General features: G+C 73.5%; 2 protein-coding genes. Both read left to right on the top strand.

The window, feature by feature from the left end; translation table 11 throughout:
- A partial coding sequence (locus tag Ssi02_RS38915) for a type I polyketide synthase (protein WP_275410747.1) occupies positions 1-12,060 on the top strand: 12,060 nt, incomplete at its 5' end.
- A gap of 11 nt (positions 12,061-12,071) precedes the next feature.
- Positions 12,072-22,409, top strand: a complete 10,338-nt coding sequence (locus Ssi02_RS27410) for a type I polyketide synthase (protein WP_204030452.1) — start codon at positions 12,072-12,074, stop codon at positions 22,407-22,409.
- Positions 22,410-22,413: the final 4 nt, after the last annotated feature.

Genomic DNA, 22,413 nt, shown 5'->3' with positions numbered 1-22,413 from the left:
TTCGCCGAGTGTGTCCAAGCCTTGGCACCGTTCGTGGACTTCTCGGTGGAGGAGGCCGTTCGCACCGGTGAGGGGCTGGATCGGGTCGAGGTGGTGCAGCCCGCTTTGTGGGCGGTCATGGTGTCCCTGGCCGAGCTGTGGCGTTCATACGGAGTGGAGCCCTCAGCCGTGGTCGGCCACTCCCAGGGGGAGATCGCCGCCGCGTGTGTGGCCGGGGCGTTGTCGCTGGAGGACGGCGCACGCGTGGTGGCGCTGCGCAGCCAGGCGCTGAAGCGACTGGCCGGCCAGGGCGGCATGGCGTCGGTGGCGCTGGGGGCCGGGCAGGTCGAGGAACGGCTGGCCCGGTGGGACGGCGCATTGTCGGTGGCGGCGGTCAACAGCCCCAAGACGACGGTGGTAGCCGGAGAACCAGGCGCGCTGGCGGAGCTGCTGGCCGAATGTGAGGCGGAGGGTATCCGGGCCCGGACGATCGCGGTGGACTACGCCTCCCACTCGCCCCAGGTGGAGGAGCTAGGGCCGCACCTGGCGGCGCCCCTGGCCGACGTGACCCCCAGGAGCGGCCGGGTGCCGTTCGTGTCGACGGTGACCGGTGCCGAGCTGGACACGGCAGGCCTCGACGCGGACTACTGGGTGCGGAACCTGCGGCGTCCCGTGCTGCTGGATCAGGCGACTCGCGCTCTCGCGGACCGCGGCCACCGGGTGTTCGTGGAGATGAGCCCGCATCCGGTGCTTACCGTCGCGGTCGAGCAGTCATTGGAGACCGCCGGGACCGAGGGCGCGGCCGTGGGGTCGCTGCGGCGCGGCGAAGGCGGCATGGACAGGTTCCTGCTGTCGCTCGGCGAGGTGTTCGTGCGCGGGGTGCACGTCGACTGGACACCGGCCTTCGGCGAGGCGGAGCCGTACCTCGACCTGCCGACCTATCCGTTCCAGCGGCAACGCTATTGGCTGGCGTCTCCCTCGGTCCGGCACGGCGGAACGGCGGGGGTGAACGTTGACGACTGGCGCTACCGGGACGAATGGGTGCCCGGGACGGCCGAGCCCGCCCGGCTCTCCGGCACCTGGCTCGTCGCCGTGCCTCCCGGCTATGAGGACACGGCCTTCACCGGGCGTTGCGCGGAGACGCTTCGCTCCTGCGGTGCCACTCCCGTCGTGGTGCCGGTGACGGAGCGGGGCTTCGCCGTGCCCGCGGACGTCATGGGCACGCTCTCCCTCCTGGCTCAGGACGACCAGGACGGGGCCACCGGACCGGCGGCGACCGCGGCGCTCGTGCGCGCCCTCGATGAGGCGGGTGTCGCAGCGCCGCTCTGGCTGGTGACCCGGGGAGCCGTCGCCACCGGTGAGAACGATCCGCCGCACGCTCCCGTGCAGGCCGCGTTCTGGGGCCTTGGCCGGGTGCTGGCCCTTGAGCAGCCTGAGCGCTGGGGCGGGGCGATCGATCTGCCACCGGACGAGGTCGCGGGACTCGCTCTCGCGCTGGGGGCGTGCGACGGCGCGGATGAGATCGCCGTGCGCGGCGACGGCATCCTGGTGCGCCGCCTGACACGTGTGCCGCCGAGGAGCAGCGCACCGGTCCGGCCGTGGCGACCGCGCGGCGCCGCCCTGGTCAGCGGCTCGGGTGAGCCCGCGCTGCGGGTCGCCCACTGGCTGGCCGACCTCGGCGCAGACCGTGTGCTTCTGGTCGGCGGAGGCGCTGCCCAAGCCGAGCCGGACCCACGCATCGAGGTCGCTGAGCGCGTTCCCAACGACCACTCCTTCACCACGGTCGTGCACGTGGCCGCAGCCGAGGACGGACCGCCGCTGGCCGAGCTCGATCCCGCCCGTCTCGGTGCCGGCATCCGCCTTCACCTGGAGAGCGCCGCGGACCTCGGTGAGCCGGCCGGCGACGCCGACGACTTCGTGATCGTCTCCTCCCTCGCGGGTTCCCTCGGCGGACCGGGCCAGGCGGCTACGGCGGCCGGGCACGCCTACCTCGAAGCGCTCACCCGGTCCCGCCGCGCTCAAGGGCTGCCCGCCATGCTGATCCACGTCGGCGACTGGCCCGGCCGGACACCCGGGGGAGCCGGGGCGGAGACACGCCGGGCCCACGGCGTGCGTGAACTCACCACCGACCTGGTTCTCCAAGCCCTCCAAGGCGCACTCGACCACGGCGACAGCGTGACCACCGTCGCCGACATCGACTGGCGGCGTTTCCACCTGGCGTTCACGGCTTCGCGCGACAGGGCGCTGCTCCGCGGCATCCCCGAGACCCGGGCCGTCGAGGAGATCCACGGGGCAGACTTCGCCGCCCGGCTGGCAGTCCTCGGCGAGGCCGAGCGGGAGCGTGCCGCGCTCGACCTCGTGCGTGTGCACGTCGCCGCCGTGCTCAAGCACGACGATCCGGGTGCGGTGCGCACGGCTCTGCCGTTCAAGGATCTGGGGTTCGACTCGCTGCTCGGGGTCGATCTGCGCAACCGCCTGAACGGCGCGACCGGAGTACGGTTGCCCGCCACCTTGGTCTTCGACCACCCGACGCCGGAGGCCCTGGCCGCCTACCTGGTGGCGACGGTGACGGGCGCCCCGGCGGGTGAAGCGGTGGCGCGTGTCGCCGCCGTCGACGAGCCGATCGCGATCGTGGGCATGGCGTGCCGCTTCCCGGGTGGGGTGCGGTCGCCGGAGGACCTGTGGCGGCTGGTTGCCGAGGGCGGGGACGCGATCGGCGACTTTCCCGCCGATCGCGGGTGGGACCTCGCCGGGTTGTACGACGCCGATCCCGATCGGCCGGGGAAGAGTTACGTCCGCCACGGCGGCTTCCTCTACGACGCGCTGGAATTCGACGCGGGCTTCTTCGGGATCTCGCCGCGTGAGGCCGTCGCGATGGATCCGCAGCAGCGGTTGCTGCTGGAGATCTCGTGGGAGGCGTTCGAGCGGGCCGGGATCGCCCCGAGCTCGGTGCGCGGCAGCCAGACCGGCGTCTTCGTCGGCCTCAGCTACCAGGACTACCTCACCCGGTTGCACGAGCAGCCCGGCGACTTCGACGGCCACCTGCTCACCGGCACCACCGCGAGCGTCGCCTCCGGCCGCATCGCCTACCTGCTCGGGCTGGAGGGCCCGTCGCTCACCGTGGACACGGCCTGCTCGTCGTCCCTCGTCTCCCTGCACCTCGCCATGCAGGCGCTGCGCCGGGGCGAGTGTTCGCTCGCGCTCGCCGGCGGCATCGCCGTCATGTCCACCCCCGACATGTTCCGCTTCTTCAGCCGCCAGCGCGGACTGGCGCCCGACGGGCGGTGCAAGCCCTTCTCCGCGGACGCCGACGGCTTCGGCGCCGCCGAGGGGGTCGGGATGCTGGTGATCCAGCGGCTCTCCGACGCCGTGCGCGACGGCAGGCGGGTGCTGGCGGTGGTGCGGGGCAGCGCCGTCAACCAGGACGGCGCGTCCAACGGTCTCACCGCGCCCAACGGGCCTTCGCAGCAGCGGGTCATCCGGCGGGCGCTTGCGGACGCCGGGCTGGTCGCCTCGGACATCGACGCCGTGGAGGCCCACGGGACCGGCACGCCCCTGGGCGACCCGATCGAGGCGCAGGCGCTCATGGCGGCCTACGGGCGGGATCGGGACCGGCCGCTGTGGCTGGGGTCGGTGAAGTCGAACATCGGTCACACGCAGGCCGCCGCGGGTGTGGCGGGTGTGATCAAGATGGTGATGGCCATGCGGGAGGGGGTTCTCCCGCGCACGCTCCACGCCGAAGAGCCGAGCCCGCATGTGGACTGGCCGGCGGGGGCGCTCTCGCTGCTCACCGAGGCCCGGGAGTGGCCGGGGCACGCGGCGCCCCGGCGAGCGGCGGTGTCGTCGTTCGGCATGAGCGGGACTAACGCTCACGTGATCGTGGAGCAGGGGCCTGAGGTGCCGGCTCCGGCCTGTTCGGATGGGCCGGTGCCGTTGGTGGTGTCCGGCAGGTCCGTGGCCGCGGTGCGTGAGCAGGTGGAGTGGTTGCGGGGGCGGGATCTGCCCGCGGGGGCCGGTCTGGTGCTGGCGTCGGGGCGGGCTCGTTTCGAGCACCGTGCTGTGGTCGTGGGGGACGAGTCGGTGGAGGGCCGGGTGCTGCCGGGTACGGCGGGGCCGGTGTTTGTGTTCCCCGGTCAGGGGGCGCAGTGGGCGGGGATGGGGTCCGGTCTGCTGGACTCCTCGCCGGTGTTCGCCCGGCGCTTTGCCGAGTGTGTCCAAGCCTTGGCACCGTTCGTGGATTTCTCGGTGGAGGATGCCGTTCGCACCGGTGAGGGGCTGGAGCGGGTCGAGGTGGTGCAGCCGGCTTTGTGGGCGGTGATGGTGTCCCTGGCCGAGCTGTGGCGTTCGTTTGGGGTCGAGCCCGCTGCCGTGGTCGGCCACTCCCAGGGGGAGATCGCCGCTGCATGTGTGGCCGGGGCGTTGTCTTTGGAGGACGGGGCGCGGGTGGTGGCGTTGCGCAGCCGGGCGCTGAAGCGGCTGGCCGGCCAGGGCGGCATGGCGTCGGTGGCGCTGGGAGTCGGCCAGGTCGAAGCTCGGCTGGGCATGTTGTCGGTGGCGGCGGTCAACGGCCCCGGGATGACCGTGGTCGCGGGTGAGGTTGAGGCGCTCGACGAGCTGGTCGCTGAATGCGAAGCGGAGGGCGTGCGGGCGCGGCGGGTGCCGGTCGACTACGCATCCCACTCGGTGCACGTGGAACGGGTGCGGGAGGAGTTGGCCGAGCTTCTCGCGCCCGTGACGGCGATGGCACCACAAGTCCCGCTGTTCTCCACGGTAAGCGGCCGTTGGCTGGACGAGCCGATGGACGCGGACTATTGGTACGCCAACCTGCGAAGCCGGGTGCGGTTCGCCGACGCGGTGCAAGGGCTGGCCGAGGCCGGTCACCGGGTGTTCGTGGAGATGAGCCCGCACCTGGTGCTGACCGTCGGCGTGGAGCAGACGCTTGAAGCCGCCGGAGTCGAGGGCGTGGCCGTGGGGTCGCTCCGCCGTGACGAGGGTGGCCTGGACAGGTTCCTGCTGTCCCTCGGCGAGGCCCACGTGCACGGGGTTGACGTCGACTGGACACCGGCCTTCGGCCGGGCTGTGCCGTACCTCGACTTGCCGACCTATCCCTTCGAACGGGAACGTTACTGGCTGGACGCCCCGCCCTCGGCCGCGAACGCCTCAGGCCTCGGGCTGCTGCCCGCTGAGCACCCCCTGCTGGGGGCGGTGCTCGACGGCGCCGACGACGAGACCCTGGTGTGGACGGGCAGGGTTTCCCAGGAGACCCACCCGTGGCTGGCCGGCCATGCTGTACGCGACACCGTGCTCCTGCCGGGTGCCGCCTTCGCCGAGCTCGTGCTGCACGCCTGCGCGCACGTCGGCTACCGGCAGGTGGAGGAGCTCACCCTGGAGGCCCCGCTTGTGCTCCCGGAGCAGGGCGGCGTGCGTGTGCAGGTCGTCGTCGGCGCAGGTGACGCCTCGGGCGCGCGGCAGGTGGATGTCTACTCGCGTCAGGACGGCGCGGACACCTGGACCCGCCACGCGAGCGGCACCATCGGGCCGGACGCCGGCGGGCCCGCGGCCGATCTGAGCCACTGGCCCCCGGCGGGGGCCGAGCCGATGGACGTGCGGGACCGATACGACCGGCTCGCCGAGTGGGGATACGTGTACGGCTCCGCCTTCCAGGGGTTGCGCGCCGCGTGGCGGCGTGGTGACGAGATCTACGCCGAGGTCGTGTTGCCGCCCGGCCATGAGGATGCCGGGTTCGGCGTCCACCCGGCGCTGCTCGACGCGGCGCTGCACGCCCGCGAGATGCGCGCCGGGGACGGGCGGGTGCTGCTGCCGTTCGCCTGGCGCGGCGTCAGGCTGCACGCGCGGGGTGCGACCGCGCTTCGAGTACGGCTGACGCCCGCCGGGCCGGACGCCTTCCGGGTGGAGGCGGCGGACGAGCTGGGGCGGCCCGTCGTGGAGGCCGGCTCCCTCAGCGTGCGATCCGTGGCGGAGCGGCAGCTCACCGGGCGTCCTTCGGCGTCGTTGTTCACCGTCGAGTGGACCCCCGTGCGAGATACCCGGCCGGTCTCCCTCGTCGCCGATCTTCCCGGGTCGGACGAGAGCGTGCCCGGCACCGTGGCCGTGGCGGCACCCGACGGCGTCGGGCCCGGTGAGGCCGCCGCCTGGGCGCTGACGCTTGTGCGGCGATGGCTCGCCGGCGACCGGTTCGCCGACTCCCGCCTGGTGGTGGTCACCCGGAACGCCGTCGGCACCGGAACACCCGGTGAGACCGTGGACCCGGCCCACGCGCCCGTCTGGGGACTGCTTCGTTCCGCCCAGTCCGAACACCCCGGCCGCTTTGCTCTCGTGGACCTCGGCGGGGAAGCCGGCGAGCCTCTCCTCGCACCGGATGAACCCCAGGTGGCCGTGCGCGACGGACACGCATACGCGCCCCGCCTCACCAAGACGACCGGCGCCGGATCCCGCGCTCTCCAAGGCGAGGCGGCCTCGCCGGGCGCTCTCCCACCTGAGGCGACGTCACCCGCCGGCGACCTCTTGCCGGTCGCCGGCCCTCGCAACGAACCCGCCGGCACGTCACCTCTCGGCGGCACCGTGCTGATCACCGGTGGCACCGGGACTCTCGGCGGCCAGATCGCCCGGCACCTCGCCCGCACCCATGGCACCCGCACGCTGCTCCTGCTCAGCAGGCTCGGCCCCGATGCCCCGGGGGCCGCCGGCCTCGTCGCCGATCTGCGTGGGCTGGGGGCCGAGGCGACAGTCGTCGCCTGTGACGCGGCGGATCGGGCGGCTCTCGCCGAGGTGATCGCCGGCGTGCCCGGTCTGACCGCCGTCGTCCACGCCGCGGCGGCCCTGGACGACGGCGTCGTCGAGACGCTGGACGCCGGCCGTCTCGACACGGTTATGCGGCCCAAGGCGTACGCGGCGTGGAATCTCCACGAACTCACCCTCGACCGCGACCTGAGCGCTTTTGTGCTCTTCTCCTCGCTCTCCGGCATCCTGGGTGCGCCCGGCCAGGCGGGTTACGCCGCCGCCAACACCTTCGTCGACGCGCTCGCCCAGCATCGGCGGGCGCTCGGGCTGCCCGCGACCGCTCTGGCGTGGGGCGCGTGGGAGCAGCGCAGCGCCCTGACCGGCGGGCTCCACGACACCGAGGTGACCTGGTGGGCCGAGAACGGCGTCGGCCGCATGCCGACCGACGAGGGTCTCGAACTCTTCGACGCCGCGCTCGCCGCCGACGCGCCGCTGCTTGTGCCCGCTCTGCTGAACCCGGCGCGCGGTCCCGTCGGCGCTTCCCTGCCGGCGCCGCTGCGCGGCCTCGTCCGCACCCCGGCGCGGCGCGCGGCGGCTCCGGCGGGCATCGCCGATCTCACCGAGTCCGAGGTGCTCGACCTGGTGCGTGCCCAGGTGGCCGAGGTGCTCGGCCACGCCGATGGCACGCGGGTCGAGACGAGCGCCGCGTTCAAGGATCTGGGCTTCGACTCCCTGCTCGCGGTACGGCTGCGCAACCGGCTGAACCAGGTCACCGGGCTTCGCCTGCCCGCCACCGTCGTGTTCGACCACCCCACCCCGGAGGCTCTCGCCGTACACCTCAAGGCCGGCAGGCCCGCTCCCCGCGTCACCACCCGCCCCGCGGCGACAGGTGAGCCGATCGCGATCGTGGGCATGGCCTGCCGCTTCCCGGGTGGGGTGCGGTCGCCGGAGGATCTGTGGCGGCTGGTTGCCGAGGGCGGGGACGCGATCGGCGGCTTCCCCACCGACCGCGGCTGGGGCGCGGTCTACCACCCCGACCCCGATCACCGGGGCACCAGCTACGCCAGGTCCGGGGGTTTCCTCTACGACGCAGGTGACTTCGACGCCGGATTTTTCGGGATCTCGCCGCGTGAGGCGCTGGCGATGGACCCGCAGCAGCGGCTGCTGCTGGAGACCTCGTGGGAGGCGTTCGAACGCGCCGGGATCGCCCCGGCCACTCTGCGCGGCAGCGACACCGGGGTGTTCGCCGGGGTGATGTACCACGACTACGCCGGCGACCCGCGTGTCCTCCCCGAGGAACTCGAAGGCCACCTGCTGTCCGGCAACGTCGGCAGCATCGCCACCGGCCGCGTCGCCTACACCTTCGGCTTCGAAGGCCCGGCGATCACCGTGGACACCGCCTGTTCCACCTCGCTCGTCGCGCTGCACCTCGCCGCCGCGGCCCTGCGCCAGGGTGAGTGTTCGCTCGCGCTGGCCGGGGGCGTCACCGTCATGCCCACCCCGACGCCGTTCATCGAGTTCAGCCGCCAGCGCGGCCTGGCCCCCGACGGCAGGTGCAAGCCCTTCTCCGCCGCCGCCGACGGCACCGGCTGGTCCGAGGGCGCCGGGGTGCTGGTCCTCGAACGCCTCTCTGACGCCCTGCGCAACGGGCACCGCGTGCTGGCGGTGGTGCGCGGCAGCGCCGTCAACCAGGACGGCGCCTCCAACGGACTCACCGCGCCCAACGGCCTGGCTCAGGAGCGGGTGGTACGGCAGGCCCTCGCCAACGCCGGGCTCACGGCATCGGACGTCGACGCCGTGGAGGCCCACGGGACCGGGACCACTCTCGGCGATCCGATCGAGGCGCAGGCGCTCATGGCGAGCTATGGGCGGGAGCGGGATCGGCCGCTGTGGCTGGGGTCGGTGAAGTCGAACATCGGTCATACGCAGGCCGCCGCGGGTGTGGCGGGTGTGATCAAGATGGTGATGGCCATGCGGGAGGGTGTCCTGCCGCGGACCCTGCACGCGGACGAGCCGACGCCGCACGTGGACTGGTCGGCGGGCGCCCTGTCCCTGCTCACCGAGGCTCGCGACTGGCCCGCCGCCGACCGGCCTCGCCGCGCCGGCGTCTCCTCGTTCGGAGCCAGTGGGACTAACGCTCACGTCATCGTGGAGCAGGGGCCTGAGGTGCCGGCTCCGGCCTGTTCGGATGGGCCGGTGCCGTTGGTGGTGTCCGGCAGGTCCGTGGCCGCGGTGCGTGAGCAGGTGGAGTGGTTGCGGGGGCGGGATCTGCCCGCGGGGGCCGGTCTGGTGCTGGCGTCGGGGCGGGCTCGTTTCGAGCACCGTGCTGTGGTCGTGGGGGACGAGTCGGTGGAGGGCCGGGTGCTGCCGGGTACGGCGGGGCCGGTGTTTGTGTTCCCCGGTCAGGGGGCGCAGTGGGCGGGGATGGGGTCCGGTCTGCTGGACTCCTCGCCGGTGTTCGCCCGGCGCTTCGCCGAGTGTGCTCAAGCGCTGGGGCCGTTCGTGGACTTCTCGGTGGAGGAGGCCGTTCGCACCGGTGAGGGGCTGGAGCAGGTCGAGGTGGTGCAGCCGGCTTTGTGGGCGGTGATGGTGTCCCTGGCCGAGCTGTGGCGTTCATACGGGGTCGAGCCCTCAGCCGTGGTCGGCCACTCCCAGGGGGAGATCGCGGCGGCCTGTGTCGCGGGGGCGTTGTCGCTGGAGGACGGCGCACGCGTGGTGGCGCTGCGCAGCCGGGCGCTGAGGCGACTGGCCGGCCAGGGCGGCATGGCCTCGGTGGCGCTGGGGGCCGAGCAGGTTGAAGAGCACCTGGCACGGTGGGACGGCGCCTTGTCGGTGGCGGCGGTCAACGGCCCCGGCATGACCGTGGTCGCGGGCGAGGCCGAGGCCCTCGACGCACTCCTGGCGGGTTACGAGGCAGACGGGGTGCGGGTGCGGCGGGTGCCGGTGGACTACGCGTCTCACTCGGTGCACGTGGAGCGGGTGCGGGAGGAGTTGGCCGAGCTTCTGGCGCCGGTGACGGCGAACTCGCCACGGATCCCGCTGTTCTCCACGGTGAGCGGCGGTCGGCTGGACGAGCCGATGGACGCAGGTTATTGGTACGCCAACCTGCGTGGCCGGGTGCGGTTCGCCGACGCGGTGCAAGGGCTGGCCGAGGCCGGTCACCGGGTGTTCGTGGAGATGAGCCCGCACCCGGTGCTGACCGTCGGCGTGGAGCAGACACTCGAAGCCGCCGGAGTCGAGGGCGTGGCCGTGGGGTCGCTCCGCCGTGACGAGGGCGGCCTGGACAGGTTCCTGCTGTCCCTCGGCGAGGCCCACGTGCACGGAGTAGACGTCGACTGGACACCGGCCTTCGGCCGGGCTTTGCCGTACCTCGACCTGCCGACCTACCCCTTCCAGCGGGAACGCTACTGGCTGCGGCCCGTCGAGCCCGCCGCTGCCCAGGACAGCTGGGGATACGACATCGCCTGGCAGCCGGCCGCCACCCCCGCCTTCGGCGGCCTGTCCGGCGCCTGGCTCATCGTCACGTCCGCCGCGCAAACGGACCTCGGTCTCGCCCAGGAAGCGGCCAAGGCGCTGGAACGCCACGGCGCGTCGCCGGTGTTCCTGACGGTTCCCCCGCAGGCGGACCGCGCCGCTCTGGCCGCCTGGCTGGCCTCCGGGCCGCGGCCCACCGGCGTCCTGTCCTTCCTGGCCCTCGACGAGAGCCCCGACGCCGGGCACCCCGCGGTGCCCGCCGGGGTCGCCGGCCTGCTGACCCTAGTCCAGGCTCTCGTCGACACCGGCTGGGACACGCCCCTCTGGTCGGTCACCTCGGGTGCCGTGCAGCCGGCTCAGGACGACCCGCCGAGGAGGCCGGTCCAGGCCGAGACCTGGGGTCTCGGCAGGGTGATCGCCCTGGAGCACCCCCCGATCTGGGGCGGCCTCGCCGACCTCCCGGAGACACCCCGCGACACCGATTGGGACCTGCTGTGCGGGGTGCTCGCCGGGCTCGGCGACGAGGACCAGGTCGCGATCAGGGATCCCGGAGTGCTGGTTCGCCGCCTGGTCAGGGCGCCGCTCACCGGGGCCACGCCGTACCGGACGTCGGGCGCCGCGCTCGTCACAGGCGGCAGCGGCGCCCTCGCGCCGCACATCGTGCGGTGGCTCTCCGGCGCCGGCGCGGAGCATGTCGTGCTCGTCTCCCGGAACGCGACCTCCGCCGCAGCGGTGGCGGCTCCCCCCGGTGTCACGGTCACGGCGCTCGACTGCGACATCGCCGACCGGGACGCGGTCGCGGCGCTGCTGGAGCGGCTTCGCGAGCAGGGTTTGAGCCCCCGCACGGTGGTGCACGCCGCCAGCGCGGCCCGGCTGGCCTCGCTCGCGGACAGCACGGTGGCGGAGTTCGCCGACGCCCTCGCCGCCAAGGTGCACGGCGCGGTGCACCTGGACGAGCTTCTCGATCACGAGCGTCTCGACGCCTTCGTCTTCTTCTCCTCGATCGCCGGAGTGTGGGGCAGCGGCGACCACGGCGCCTACGCCGCCGCGAATGCCTTCCTCGACGCCTACGCCGCGTACGGCAGAAGCCTTCCAGGCCGCCGCCCGACCTCGGTGGCGTGGGGCGTCTGGCACAGCGAACGCCTGTCCGAACAGGTCGACGTGGACCGGCTCCGCCGCCAGGGCCTGCCGTTCCTCGACCCGGACACCGCCCTGTCCCGGCTCGACCGGGTCCTCACCCGCGGCACCCCGTTCGCCGCGGTCGCCGACGTGGACTGGGCGGCGTTCGCCGCGACCTTCGCCTCCGCCCGGCCCCGCCCCCTGCTCGCGGGCCTCGCGCCCGCCTCGGAGGAGGCCGAGTCCGAGGCCGGCGATTATGCCCACCGGCTGGCCGCCCTGCCGCCCTCCGAGCGGGAACGGGAGTTGCTGCGGCTGGTCACCGGTCACGTCGCAGAAGCCCTCGGCCACACCTCGCCCGAGGCGGTCGGCGCGCAACGGGCCTTCAGGGACCTCGGCTTCGAGTCCCTCACCGCCGTTGACCTGCGCAACCGCCTCAACAAGGCGACCGGCCTGCGCCTCCCCGTGACGGTGGTGTTCGAGCACGCGAACCCGGCGGCGCTGGCCGCCCACATGCGGTCGCTGCTGACCGGCGGCGAGCCGTCCCCGCTCGCCGAACTCGACCGGCTGGAAGCCGCCGTCATGGGCCTCGGCGACACCGAACGGGTGACGGTCGCCGAACGCCTGACCGCCCTGCTGGCGAAGCTCGGCGCGGACACAGGCACCCCCGCCGGCGGTGACGACGACGACCTGCTGTCGGCCACCGACGACGAGATCTTCGACCTCATCGACCGTGAACTCGGCGCGTAGAAAGGACCGCGGTGGCGGACGACGACAAGCTGCGTGACTACCTCAAGCGCGTCACAGGCGAACTGCGCAAGGCCAACCGGCGGCTGAAGGAGACCGAGGACAGGCACCGCGAACCGATCGCGATCGTCGCGATGGCATGCCGCTACCCCGGCGGCGTGAGGTCTCCTGAGGACCTGTGGGACTTCGTGCTCTCCGGCGGCGACGCCGCCGGCGGCTTCCCCACGGGCCGCGGCTGGGACCTCGCCTCGCTCTACCACCCGGATCCAGGAAACTCCGGCACCACCTACACCCGCTCAGGCGGCTTCCTCGACGACGCCGACCGCTTCGACGCGGGCTTCTTCGGGATCTCGCCGCGTGAGGCGCTGGCCATGGACCCGCAGCAGCGGCTCCTGCTGGAAACCGCGTGGGAGGTGATCGAACGCGCCGGGCTCGACCCCTCCTCCCTGCACGGAAGCCAGACCGGTGTCTTCGTCGGCATCAACCACCACCAGTACGGCCCGCAGTTCGAACACGCCCCGGCCAATTTGGAAGGCCACTTCGCGACCGGCGTCGTGCCGAGCGTCGCCTCCGGCCGCATCGCCTACACCCTGGGCCTCGCCGGCCCGGCCGTCACCGTCGACACCGCCTGCTCGACCTCGCTCGTCACCCTGCACCTCGCCTGCCAGGCCCTCCGCCAGTCCGACTGCACCCTCGCGCTCAGCGGCGGGGCCACCGTACTCTCCACCCCCGGGGCCTTCGTCGAACTCGGCCGCCAGCGGGTCCTGTCACCCGACGGCCGCTGCAAACCCTTCTCGGCGGCTGCCGACGGCATGGGCATGGCCGAAGGCGCCGGGGTGCTTCTCCTCGAACGGCTGTCCGACGCCCGGCGCAACGGCCACCCCGTGCTCGCCGTCATCCGCGGCTCCGCGCTCAACCAGGACGGCGCCTCCAACGGCCTGACCGCCCCCAACGGCACCGCCCAGCACCACGTCGTACGGCTGGCGCTCGCCAACGCCGGCCTTTCGCCGGCCGACGTCGACATGGTCGAGACCCACGGCACCGGCACCGCCCTCGGCGACCCCGTGGAGGCCCGCGCCCTCATGGCCGCCTACGGCGGCGAACGGCCCCCGGGCCGCCCGCTCCTGCTCGGCGCGCTGAAGTCGAACATCGGGCACACGCTCGCGGCCTCGGGGGTGGGCGGGGTCATCAAGACCGTCATGTCGCTCCGGCACGGCCTGCTTCCCCGGGTGCTGCACGCCGATTCGCCCACCCCGCACGTCGACTGGGCCGGCAGCGGGCTCGCCGTGGTGACCGAGACGACGCCCTGGCCCGAGACCGGCGCACCTCGCCGGGCCGGGGTCTCCTCGTTCGGGTTCAGCGGGACGAACGCGCACGTCATCGTGGAGGAGGCGCCCGCCGAGCAGTCCGGTCCCGAAGGCGGTGCCGGTGGGGGCGGCTTGGTGGTGTGGCCGCTGTCGGCACGCACCGGGACCGCTCTGCGTGCCCAGGCCGAGCGGCTGGGGGAGTGGCTGGCGGCCAATCCTGGGGCGGCGGCCGAGGATGTGGCCTACTCGCTCGCGTGGGGCCGTGCCGTACTCGACCATCGGGCCGCGGTGGTAGGGCGTGACCGGCTTGAGCTGGTCGAACGGCTGGCCGAGGTCGAGGCGGGGGCGGCGGCGGGTGGCGGGACGGCGTTCCTGTTCACCGGGCAGGGGGCGCAGCGGGCCGGGATGGGGCGTGGGCTGCATGCGGCGTTCCCGGTGTTCGCGGCGGCCTTTGACGAGGTGGCGGCCTGCTTCGAAGCGGCGCGGCCTGGCCTTTCGCTGCGGGATGTGGTGTTCGGGGACGACGGGGACCTGCTGGATCGTACGGAGTTCGCGCAGGCGGGGTTGTTCGCGGTCGAGGTGGCGCTGTTCCGCTTGCTTTCCTCGTGGGGTGTGCGGGCGGATGTGCTGCTGGGCCACTCGGTGGGCGAACTGGCAGCCGCTCACGTGGCTGGGGTGCTCGGCCTTGAGGACGCGGTGGCTCTGGTGGAGGCAAGGGGCCGGTTGATGCAGGCGTTGCCCGCCGGAGGCGCGATGGCAGCCGTGCGGGCGAGCGAAGCCGAGGTCGAGCCGCTGCTGGCCGAGGGAGTCTCGATCGCCGCGGTGAACGGACCCCAGGCGGTGGTCCTGTCGGGCGCCCCGGCCGCCGTCGCCGAGGTGGTGGCCCGGCTGGAGGCGCTGGGGCGTAAGGCGCGGCGCCTGCGGGTGAGCCACGCGTTCCATTCGGGACTGATGGAGCCGATGCTGGCGGAGTTCCGGAGCGTGGCCGAGCGGATGACCCACCACGCCCCGTCGATCCCGGTCGTGTCGAACCTGACCGGCGAGCCGGTGACGGAATTCTCCGCCGGCTACTGGGTGCGGCATGTGCGGGAGGCCGTCCGGTTCGCCGACGGCCTTGCGCATCTGCGCGCCCGGGGAGTGCGGACGTACCTAGAACTCGGCCCCGACGGCGTGTTGTCCGCCATGGGACCGGACGTGGCCGAGGACGGCGTGTTCATCCCGCTCCTGCGCAAGGGCAGGCCGGAGCCGGACAACGCCGTGGAGGCCGCCGCGCGGGCGTTCGCCTCCGGCACGGCGGTGGACTGGAAGGCGTACGGCGCGGGCCACGGCAAGCGGGTGAACCTGCCGACCTACGCCTTCGAGCGTGAACGCTACTGGTTGCCGCCCACGCAGGGGTCGGCCGACCTGGCGGGTGCGGGCCTGGGCTCGGCCGACCATCCGCTCCTGGGGGCGGCGGTGTCGCTCGCCGGGGGCGACGGGTTCCTGCTGACCGGCCGCCTGTCGGTCGCGTCTCAGCCGTGGCTGGCCGACCACGCCGTGCTGGGCACGGTCCTGCTCCCCGGCACCGCGTTCGTCGAGCTCGTGCTGCGGGCGGGTGAACAGGCCGGGTGCCGCAGAATCGACGAACTGACGCTGGAAGCGCCGCTGCCACTGCCGGAGCAGGGCGCGGTCCACGTGCAGGTGTCGATGGGCGCCGCCGACGAGGCGGGCCTGCGGCGGGTGACGGTCTTCTCCCGCCCCGAGGGCGCGGAGGACGACGACGCCTGGGTGCGCCACGCCACGGGCCTGATCGGCCCCGGATCCCTGGAACCCCGCGCCGATCTGACAGGCGCCGACCTGGTCCCCGCTGATCTAAAGCATGCCGGTCTAACCCACACCGATTTAACCCGCGTCGATCCAGCAACCTGGCCTCCGCCGGACGCCACCCCCGTCGCCGTCGACGGTTTCTACGACCGCCTGGCCGGCCAGGGCTACGCCTATGGCCCCGCCTTCCAGGGGCTCCGCGCCGTCTGGCGCCGAGGAGACGAGGTGTTCGCCGAGGTAGCGCTCAACGAGCGGGATCACCTTGACGCCACCCGGTTCGCCATCCACCCGGCCCTGCTCGACGCCGCCCTGCACGCCGGAGGAGCGGCGGCCCCGGACGTCACCGAAGAGGTGCGGCTGCCGTTCTCCTGGTCGTCCGCCGTGTTCCGCCCCTCGGGCACGACCCGCCTCCGGGTACGGCTCGCGCCTGCCGGGCCCGACTCCATGACCCTGGACCTGGCCGACGAGAACGGCGTGCCGGTGGCGTCGATCGGCGCTCTCACGCTGCGCCCCGTCTCCGCTGGGCAGCTCCGCCCGTCCGGCTCCCTCTACCGCGTGAACTGGACACCGGCAGAAGGTGACCGCGAACCCGTCGCCGACGTGCTGCGCATCCCCGCACAGGCGGGCGAAGCGCCGGCCACGATCCGCGCGGCGCTCGGCGCCGCCCTGGCCGCGGTGCGGGGCAGGCCCTCAGGATCTCCGCCCCTGGTCGTCCTCACGAGCGGCGCGACGGCGGTGCACCCGGACGAGACGGTGGACGCCCCGGCCGCCGCCGTGTGGGGCTTGCTACGTTCGGTGCAGCGGGAACAGCCCGGCATGTTCGTCCTGCTCGACCTCCCGGAGGGGGCCGAACCGCCCGCCGCCATCCCGGCCGGCGAGCCCGAGCTCTCCCTCCGGGACGACATCTTCCACGCTCCCCGGCTCGCGAGGCTCGCGCAGGCCACCCCCGCCCTGTCGCCGCGGCCGGACGGCACCGTGCCGTGGCCGCCGGACCGTGCCGTGTTGATCACCGGTGGCACGGGCACGCTCGGTGGCCTCGTGGCCCGGCACTTGGTGCGGGCTCATGCCGCACGCGACCTGCTGCTGGTGAGCAGAGGCGGCCACTACGCGCCGGGGGCCGCATCGCTGGTCGCGGAACTGACGGCGCTCGGCGCGACCGTCACCGTCGCGGCCTGTGACGTGGCGGACCGGGCGGCTCTCCAGAAGCTTCTCGACGGGATCGAGCGCCCGCTCGGCGCGGTCGTCCACGCTGCGGGTGTCACCGACGACGGACTCGTCGGGCAGGTGACGCCGGAGCGACTCGACCACGTGCTCCGCCCGAAGGTGGACGCCGCCTGGCACCTGCACGAGCTGACGAAGGATTCGCCGCTGTCCGCCTTCGTCCTGTTCTCCTCGGCGTCGGCGACCTTTGGCAACGCGGGCCAGGCCGGCTACTCGGCGGCCAACGCCGCGCTGGACGCGCTCGCCCGGCTCCGCCACGCCGAGGGGCTGCCTGCGGTCTCCCTCGGCTGGGGCCTGTGGGAGGAACGCAGCGGCATTACGGGCACGCTGGGCGAAGGTGATCTGGCCCGCATGAGGCAGGCCGGGTTCGGGGTGCTGCGGTCCGACGACGCGCTACACCTGTTCGACCTGGCGGTCGCCGGCGGCGAACCGGTCGTGCTCCCGCTGCCCCTCGACCTCGCCACCCTCCGCGCCCGTCCCGACGGCGACGTCCCGGTCTTGCTGCACGCCCTGACCGCCCGGGCCCGTCGTACGGCGAAGGCCACCGAAGGCGGTCCGGTCAGTCGTACGGCGAAGGCCGGCGATGCCTTCACCCGCACCTTGGCCCGGCTCTCCGAGGCGGAGCGGGCCGGCAAATTGCTCGATCTCGTGGTGAAGCAGGTCGGCGACGTGCTCGGCTATCACGGCGCCGTCGACGCCCACCGGGCCTTCGGCGAACTCGGCTTCGACTCCCTCACCGCCGTCGAACTGCGCAACCGGCTCGGCAAGGCCACCGGCAGGAGACTGCCCGCCACCCTCGTCTTCGACTATCCGACTCCGACCGCTCTCGCGGCCTACCTCGCCGGAGAACTGAACGACGTGGTCTCGCGCACGCCCGTCCCGAGGGCCGTGACGGGTGCCGCGGACGGCGACCAGATCGCGATCGTGGGGATGGCCTGCCGGTTCCCCGGCGGGGTGTCCTCGCCTGAGGAGTTGTGGGAGCTGGTGGCGTCGGGGCGGGACGGGGTGTCGGGGTTCCCTGTGGACCGGGGGTGGGATCTGGAGCGGCTGTTCGACGAGGATCCCGATCGGGCGGGCACGTCGTATGCGCGGTCGGGTGGGTTCCTGTACGACGCGGCTGATTTCGATGCCGGATTTTTCGGGATCTCGCCGCGTGAGGCGCTGGCGATGGATCCGCAGCAACGGTTGTTGCTGGAGACCTCGTGGGAGGCCGTCGAGCGGGCCGGGATCGATCCGGCCTCACTACGGGGCAGCGACGCCGGGGTCTTCGTCGGCTTGATGTACCACGACTACTCCGCCCGCCTGCACACCACACCCCCCGACCTGGAAGGCCACATCGGCATCGGCAACTCCGGCAGCGTCGCCTCCGGCCGCCTGGCCTACACGTTCGGCCTGGAGGGGCCCGCGGTGACGGTGGACACGGCGTGTTCGTCGTCGCTGGTGGCCCTGCACTGGGCGGTCAGGGCGCTGCGCCAGGGCGAGTGCTCGACGGCGCTGGTCGGCGGGGTCACGGTGATGGCCAAACCCGATGCGTTCATCCAGTTCAGCCGCCAGCGCGGACAGGCACCCGACGGGCGGTGCAAGTCCTTCGCGGGGGCGGCGGACGGCACTGGCTGGGGTGAGGGCGTCGGCGTCCTTGTGGTGCAGCGGTTGTCCGACGCCGTGCGCGCCGGCCGGCGGGTGCTGGCGGTGGTGCGGGGCAGCGCGGTCAACCAGGACGGCGCGAGCAACGGCCTGACGGCGCCGAACGGGCCTTCGCAGCAGCGGGTGATCCGGCGGGCGCTTGCGGACGCGCGGCTGGCGGCGTCGGACGTGGACGCGGTGGAAGGGCATGGCACCGGGACGGTCCTGGGGGACCCGATCGAGGCGCAGGCGCTCCTGGCGGCCTACGGGCGGAGGGATCGTCCGCTGTGGCTGGGGTCGGTGAAGTCGAACATCGGTCACACGCAGGCCGCCGCGGGTATGGCCGGTGTGATCAAGATGGTGATGGCGCTGCGTGCGGGCGTGCTGCCGCCGACGCTGCATGTTGACGAGCCGACCCCGCACGTGGACTGGTCGGCGGGCTCAGTGCGGCTGCTCACCGAGGCGCGCGACTGGGAGGCCCGGGGTACGGCGAGGCGGGCCGGAGTGTCGTCCTTCGGGATCAGCGGGACGAACGCCCATGTGATCTTGGAGGAGGCCACCCCCGGGGAGCCGGTCGCCCCGGCAGCCGGCGGGGGGACTGCGGCGGGCACAGCGGGGGGCACAGCGGGGGGCTTGGTGGTCTGGCCGCTGTCGGCCCGCACCGGGACCGCTCTGCGTGCCCAGGCCGAGCGGCTGGGAGAGTGGCTGGAGGCCAACCCCGGGGCGGCGGCCGAGGACGTGGCGTACTCGCTGACATCGGGCCGTGCCGTACTCGAGCATCGGGGTGCGGTGGCAGGCCGCGATCGGGCCGAGCTTGCCGGGCGGCTGGCGGTGCTGGCGTCGGGAGGAGCCGGGGCCGGTGTGGTCACAGGCACGGCGCCACGTGGCGGCGTGGGTTTCCTGTTCACCGGGCAGGGCGCCCAGCGGGCCGGGATGGGGCGTGGGCTGCACGCCGCGTTCCCCGTGTTCGCCGAGGCGTTCGACGAGGTCATGGCTGGGTTCGAGGCGGCGGGCCGGTCGCTGCGGGATGTGGTGTTCGGGGACGACGGGGACCGGCTGGACCGGACGGAGTTCGCGCAGGCCGGTCTCTTCGCGGTCGAGGTGGCGCTGTTCCGGCTGCTGACCTCGTGGGGGGTTCGGCCGAATGTGCTGCTGGGCCATTCGGTCGGGGAACTGGCGGCGGCGCATGTGGCCGGGGTGCTCTCGCTTCCGGACGCGGTCATCCTGGTCGGCGCGCGTGGACGGTTGATGCAGGCTTTGCCCGCCGGAGGTGTGATGGCGGCCGTCCGGGCGGGCGAGGCCGAGGTGGTGCCGCTGCTGGTCGAGGGCGTCTCGATCGCGGCGGTGAACGGCCCCCAGGCAGTCGTCCTGTCGGGCGGCGAGGAGGCCGTGTCGGTGGTCATCGCCCGTTTGGAGGCGTCCGGCCACAAGGTGCGGCGGCTCCGGGTGAGCCACGCGTTCCACTCCCCGCTGATGGAGCCCATGCTGGCGGAGTTCCGGAGCGTGGCGGAGGGGCTGACCTACCAAGCCCCCTCGATTCCGGTCGTGTCGAACGTCACCGGTGAGCCGGTGGCCGGGTTCTCCGCCGATTACTGGGTGCGCCACGTCCGGGAGGCGGTGCGCTTCGCCGACGGACTGGCCCATGTCCACGCCACGGGGGTGCGGACGTTCCTCGAACTCGGCCCCGACGGCGTGTTGTCGGCCATGGGGCCGGAGGTCGTCGAGGACGGGGTGTTCATCCCGCTGCTGCGCAAGGGCAGGCCCGAGCCGGACAGCGCCGTGGAGGCCGCCGCGCGGGCGTTCGTGGCCGGTGTGGACGTCGGCTGGGGGACCCTGAGTCCAGGCAGGTGGGTCGACCTGCCCACCTACCCCTTCGAACGCCGCCGCTACTGGCTGGAGGCCACACCGGTCGCCGGGCACGACGGTCACCCCCTCCTCAACGTGTCCGTGCCGCTGGCGGACGGCGACGGCGTCGTGCTGACCGGCGAGCTGTCCACGACCGGCAGCCACGGCTGGCTCGCCGGGCATCGGGTCGCCGGCCGCCCCGTGCTGCCCGCGACGGCCCTGGTCGAACTCGCGGTACACGCCGGTGACCAGGTCGGATGCGAGACGGTCGAGGAGTTGACCCTCGAATCGCCACTGCCCGTCCCGGAGCGTGGCACCCGCCGGGTGCAGATGTCGGTGGGCGCCCCGGACGACGCCGGCCGCCGCCCCCTGACGGTGTTCAGCCGCCTCGACGGCGACCCCTGGGAACGGCACGCGACCGGCACCCTCGCCCCGGCGCCCCCCTTGGCGGGGCCGGCCTCGATCGATTGGCCCCCGGCGGCGGAACCGGTCGGCGTCGACGCCCTCTACGACGACCTCGCCGCCGCCGGCCTGGAGTACGGCACCGCCTTCCAAGGTGTGAAGGCGGCCTGGCGGCAGGACCGCACCCTGTACGCCGAGGTGGAGTTGCCTCCCGAGCAGGACACCACCGGCTTCCGCGTGCACCCGGCCCTGCTTGACGCCTGCCTCCACGTGCTCGCCGTCGGGCGGGAACAGGCCGAACTGCCGTTCTCCTGGCGCGGGGTCCGGCTGCACGCCACGGACACGACCACGCTCCGCCTCCGGATCTCGGAGAACGACGACGGAAGCGCCTCGCTGAGGGTTCTCGACACCGGCGGCAGGACCGTGCTGACCGTGGACAGCCTGCTGCTGTTGACGCCCGCCGCGGACACGGTTCCCCGCGATTCCCTCTTCCGGCTCACCTGGGTCCCGTTGCCGGCCGTCGGCGCCACCACCCCGGCGTCCGTGTTCCGAGTGAGCCGGACCCAGCAAGGTGACGTGCCGTCGGCGGTCCGCGCCGCACTCGCCGACGCGCTGACCGCGGTGCGGGAGTGGGCGGCAGGTGAGGGAGTGTCCGGCTCCCGGCTGGCGATCGTCACCTCCGGCGGCACGACGGCGGGAGGGCGTGATCCGGACCCGGTGGCCGCCGCGGTGTGGGGGCTGGTGCGCTCGGCGCAGTCGGAGTATCCCGGGATGTTCGTGCTGGTGGATATGGATAGGGGGGACCTGCCCGAGTCACTCCCCGAGGACGAGCCGCAGCTGGCACTACGTGACGGGGTGTTCCACGCGCCGAGGCTGGCCCGTGCCGTACCGCCCCCGGCGGAGCAGGGCGTGGACTGGGGCGGCGGAACGGTCCTCGTCACAGGCGGCACCGGTGCGCTCGGCGCCCTGATCGCTCGCCATCTCGTCACCGCGCACGGCGTGCGCGACCTGCTGCTGGTGGGCAGAAGCGGCGGACACGCCCCCGGAGCCGGCGAGCTCGCCGCGAGCCTGACCGCGCTCGGTGCCCGGGTGCAGGTCGAGGCGTGCGACGCGGCAGACCGGGACTCGCTCGCCGCCCTCCTCGCCGGCCACCCGGTGACGGGGGTGGTGCACGCGGCGGGTGTGCTCGACGACCATGCCGTGTCGTCCCTCTCGGAGGAGAGCCTGGACCGGGTGCTGCGCCCCAAGGTGGACGCCGCCTGGCACCTGCACGAACTGACCAGGGACCGGCGGTTGTCCGCCTTCGTGCTGTTCTCCTCGGCCACCGCGACCTTCGGCACCCCCGGCCAGGCGAGCTACGCCGCCGCCAACGCCTTCCTCGACGCGCTGGCCGCCCATCGCCGCTCCGAGGGGCTGCCCGCGACCTCCCTCGCCTGGGGCATGTGGGAGCACGGCATGGCCGGTGCACTCGGTGACGCCGACCGGGCCCGGCTCGCGCGGGCGGGAGCCGTACCGCTCGCCGAGGCCGAGGCCCTCGCCCTGTTCGACACCGCGCCGGCCGTGGAGGACCCGGCTCCGCTGCCGGTCAGGCTGGACCTGGCGGCACTGCGCGGGCATCCGGGCGACGTGCCGCCGCTTCTCCGCGACCTGATCCGCCGGAAAGTACGGCAGAGGCCACACCAGGCGCCGCCCCTTGCGGACCGCCTCGCCGCCCTCCCTGGGGACGAGCGGCGAGACGCGCTGCTGGCGGTCGTGCTGCGGCACGTGGCCACGGTTCTCGGCCACACCGAGAGCGACGAGGTCGGGGCGGAACGGCAGTTCAAGGACCTCGGTTTCGACTCCCTCATGGGCGTCGAACTGCGCAACAGACTCGCGGCGGAGAGCGGTCTGCCGCTGCCCGCAACGCTGGTCTTCGACCACCCCACCCCCGCGGCGATCGCCGGTCTGCTCCACGACCGCCTGTCCGTCCGCGACACCGAGCGGGTCGACCGGGCGCTCGGCGTGCTGACCGAACTCGGGGCCGACGACCGCGCGGCGGTCGCCAAGCGGCTGCGTGAGCTGCTCGCCGAATGGAGTGACGGGGAGTCCGCCGATCTGGCGGACGCGAGCGACGAAGACCTTTTCGACCTGGTTGAGAACCTGGGGGGCTAGCACC

It is taken from the genome of Sinosporangium siamense (genome assembly GCF_016863435.1).
In the GTDB taxonomy this organism is placed as follows: Bacteria; Actinomycetota; Actinomycetes; order Streptosporangiales; family Streptosporangiaceae; genus Sinosporangium; species Sinosporangium siamense.
The sequence above is the reverse complement of the archived record's forward strand: the minus strand, read 5'-3'. Positions and strand labels throughout refer to the sequence as shown.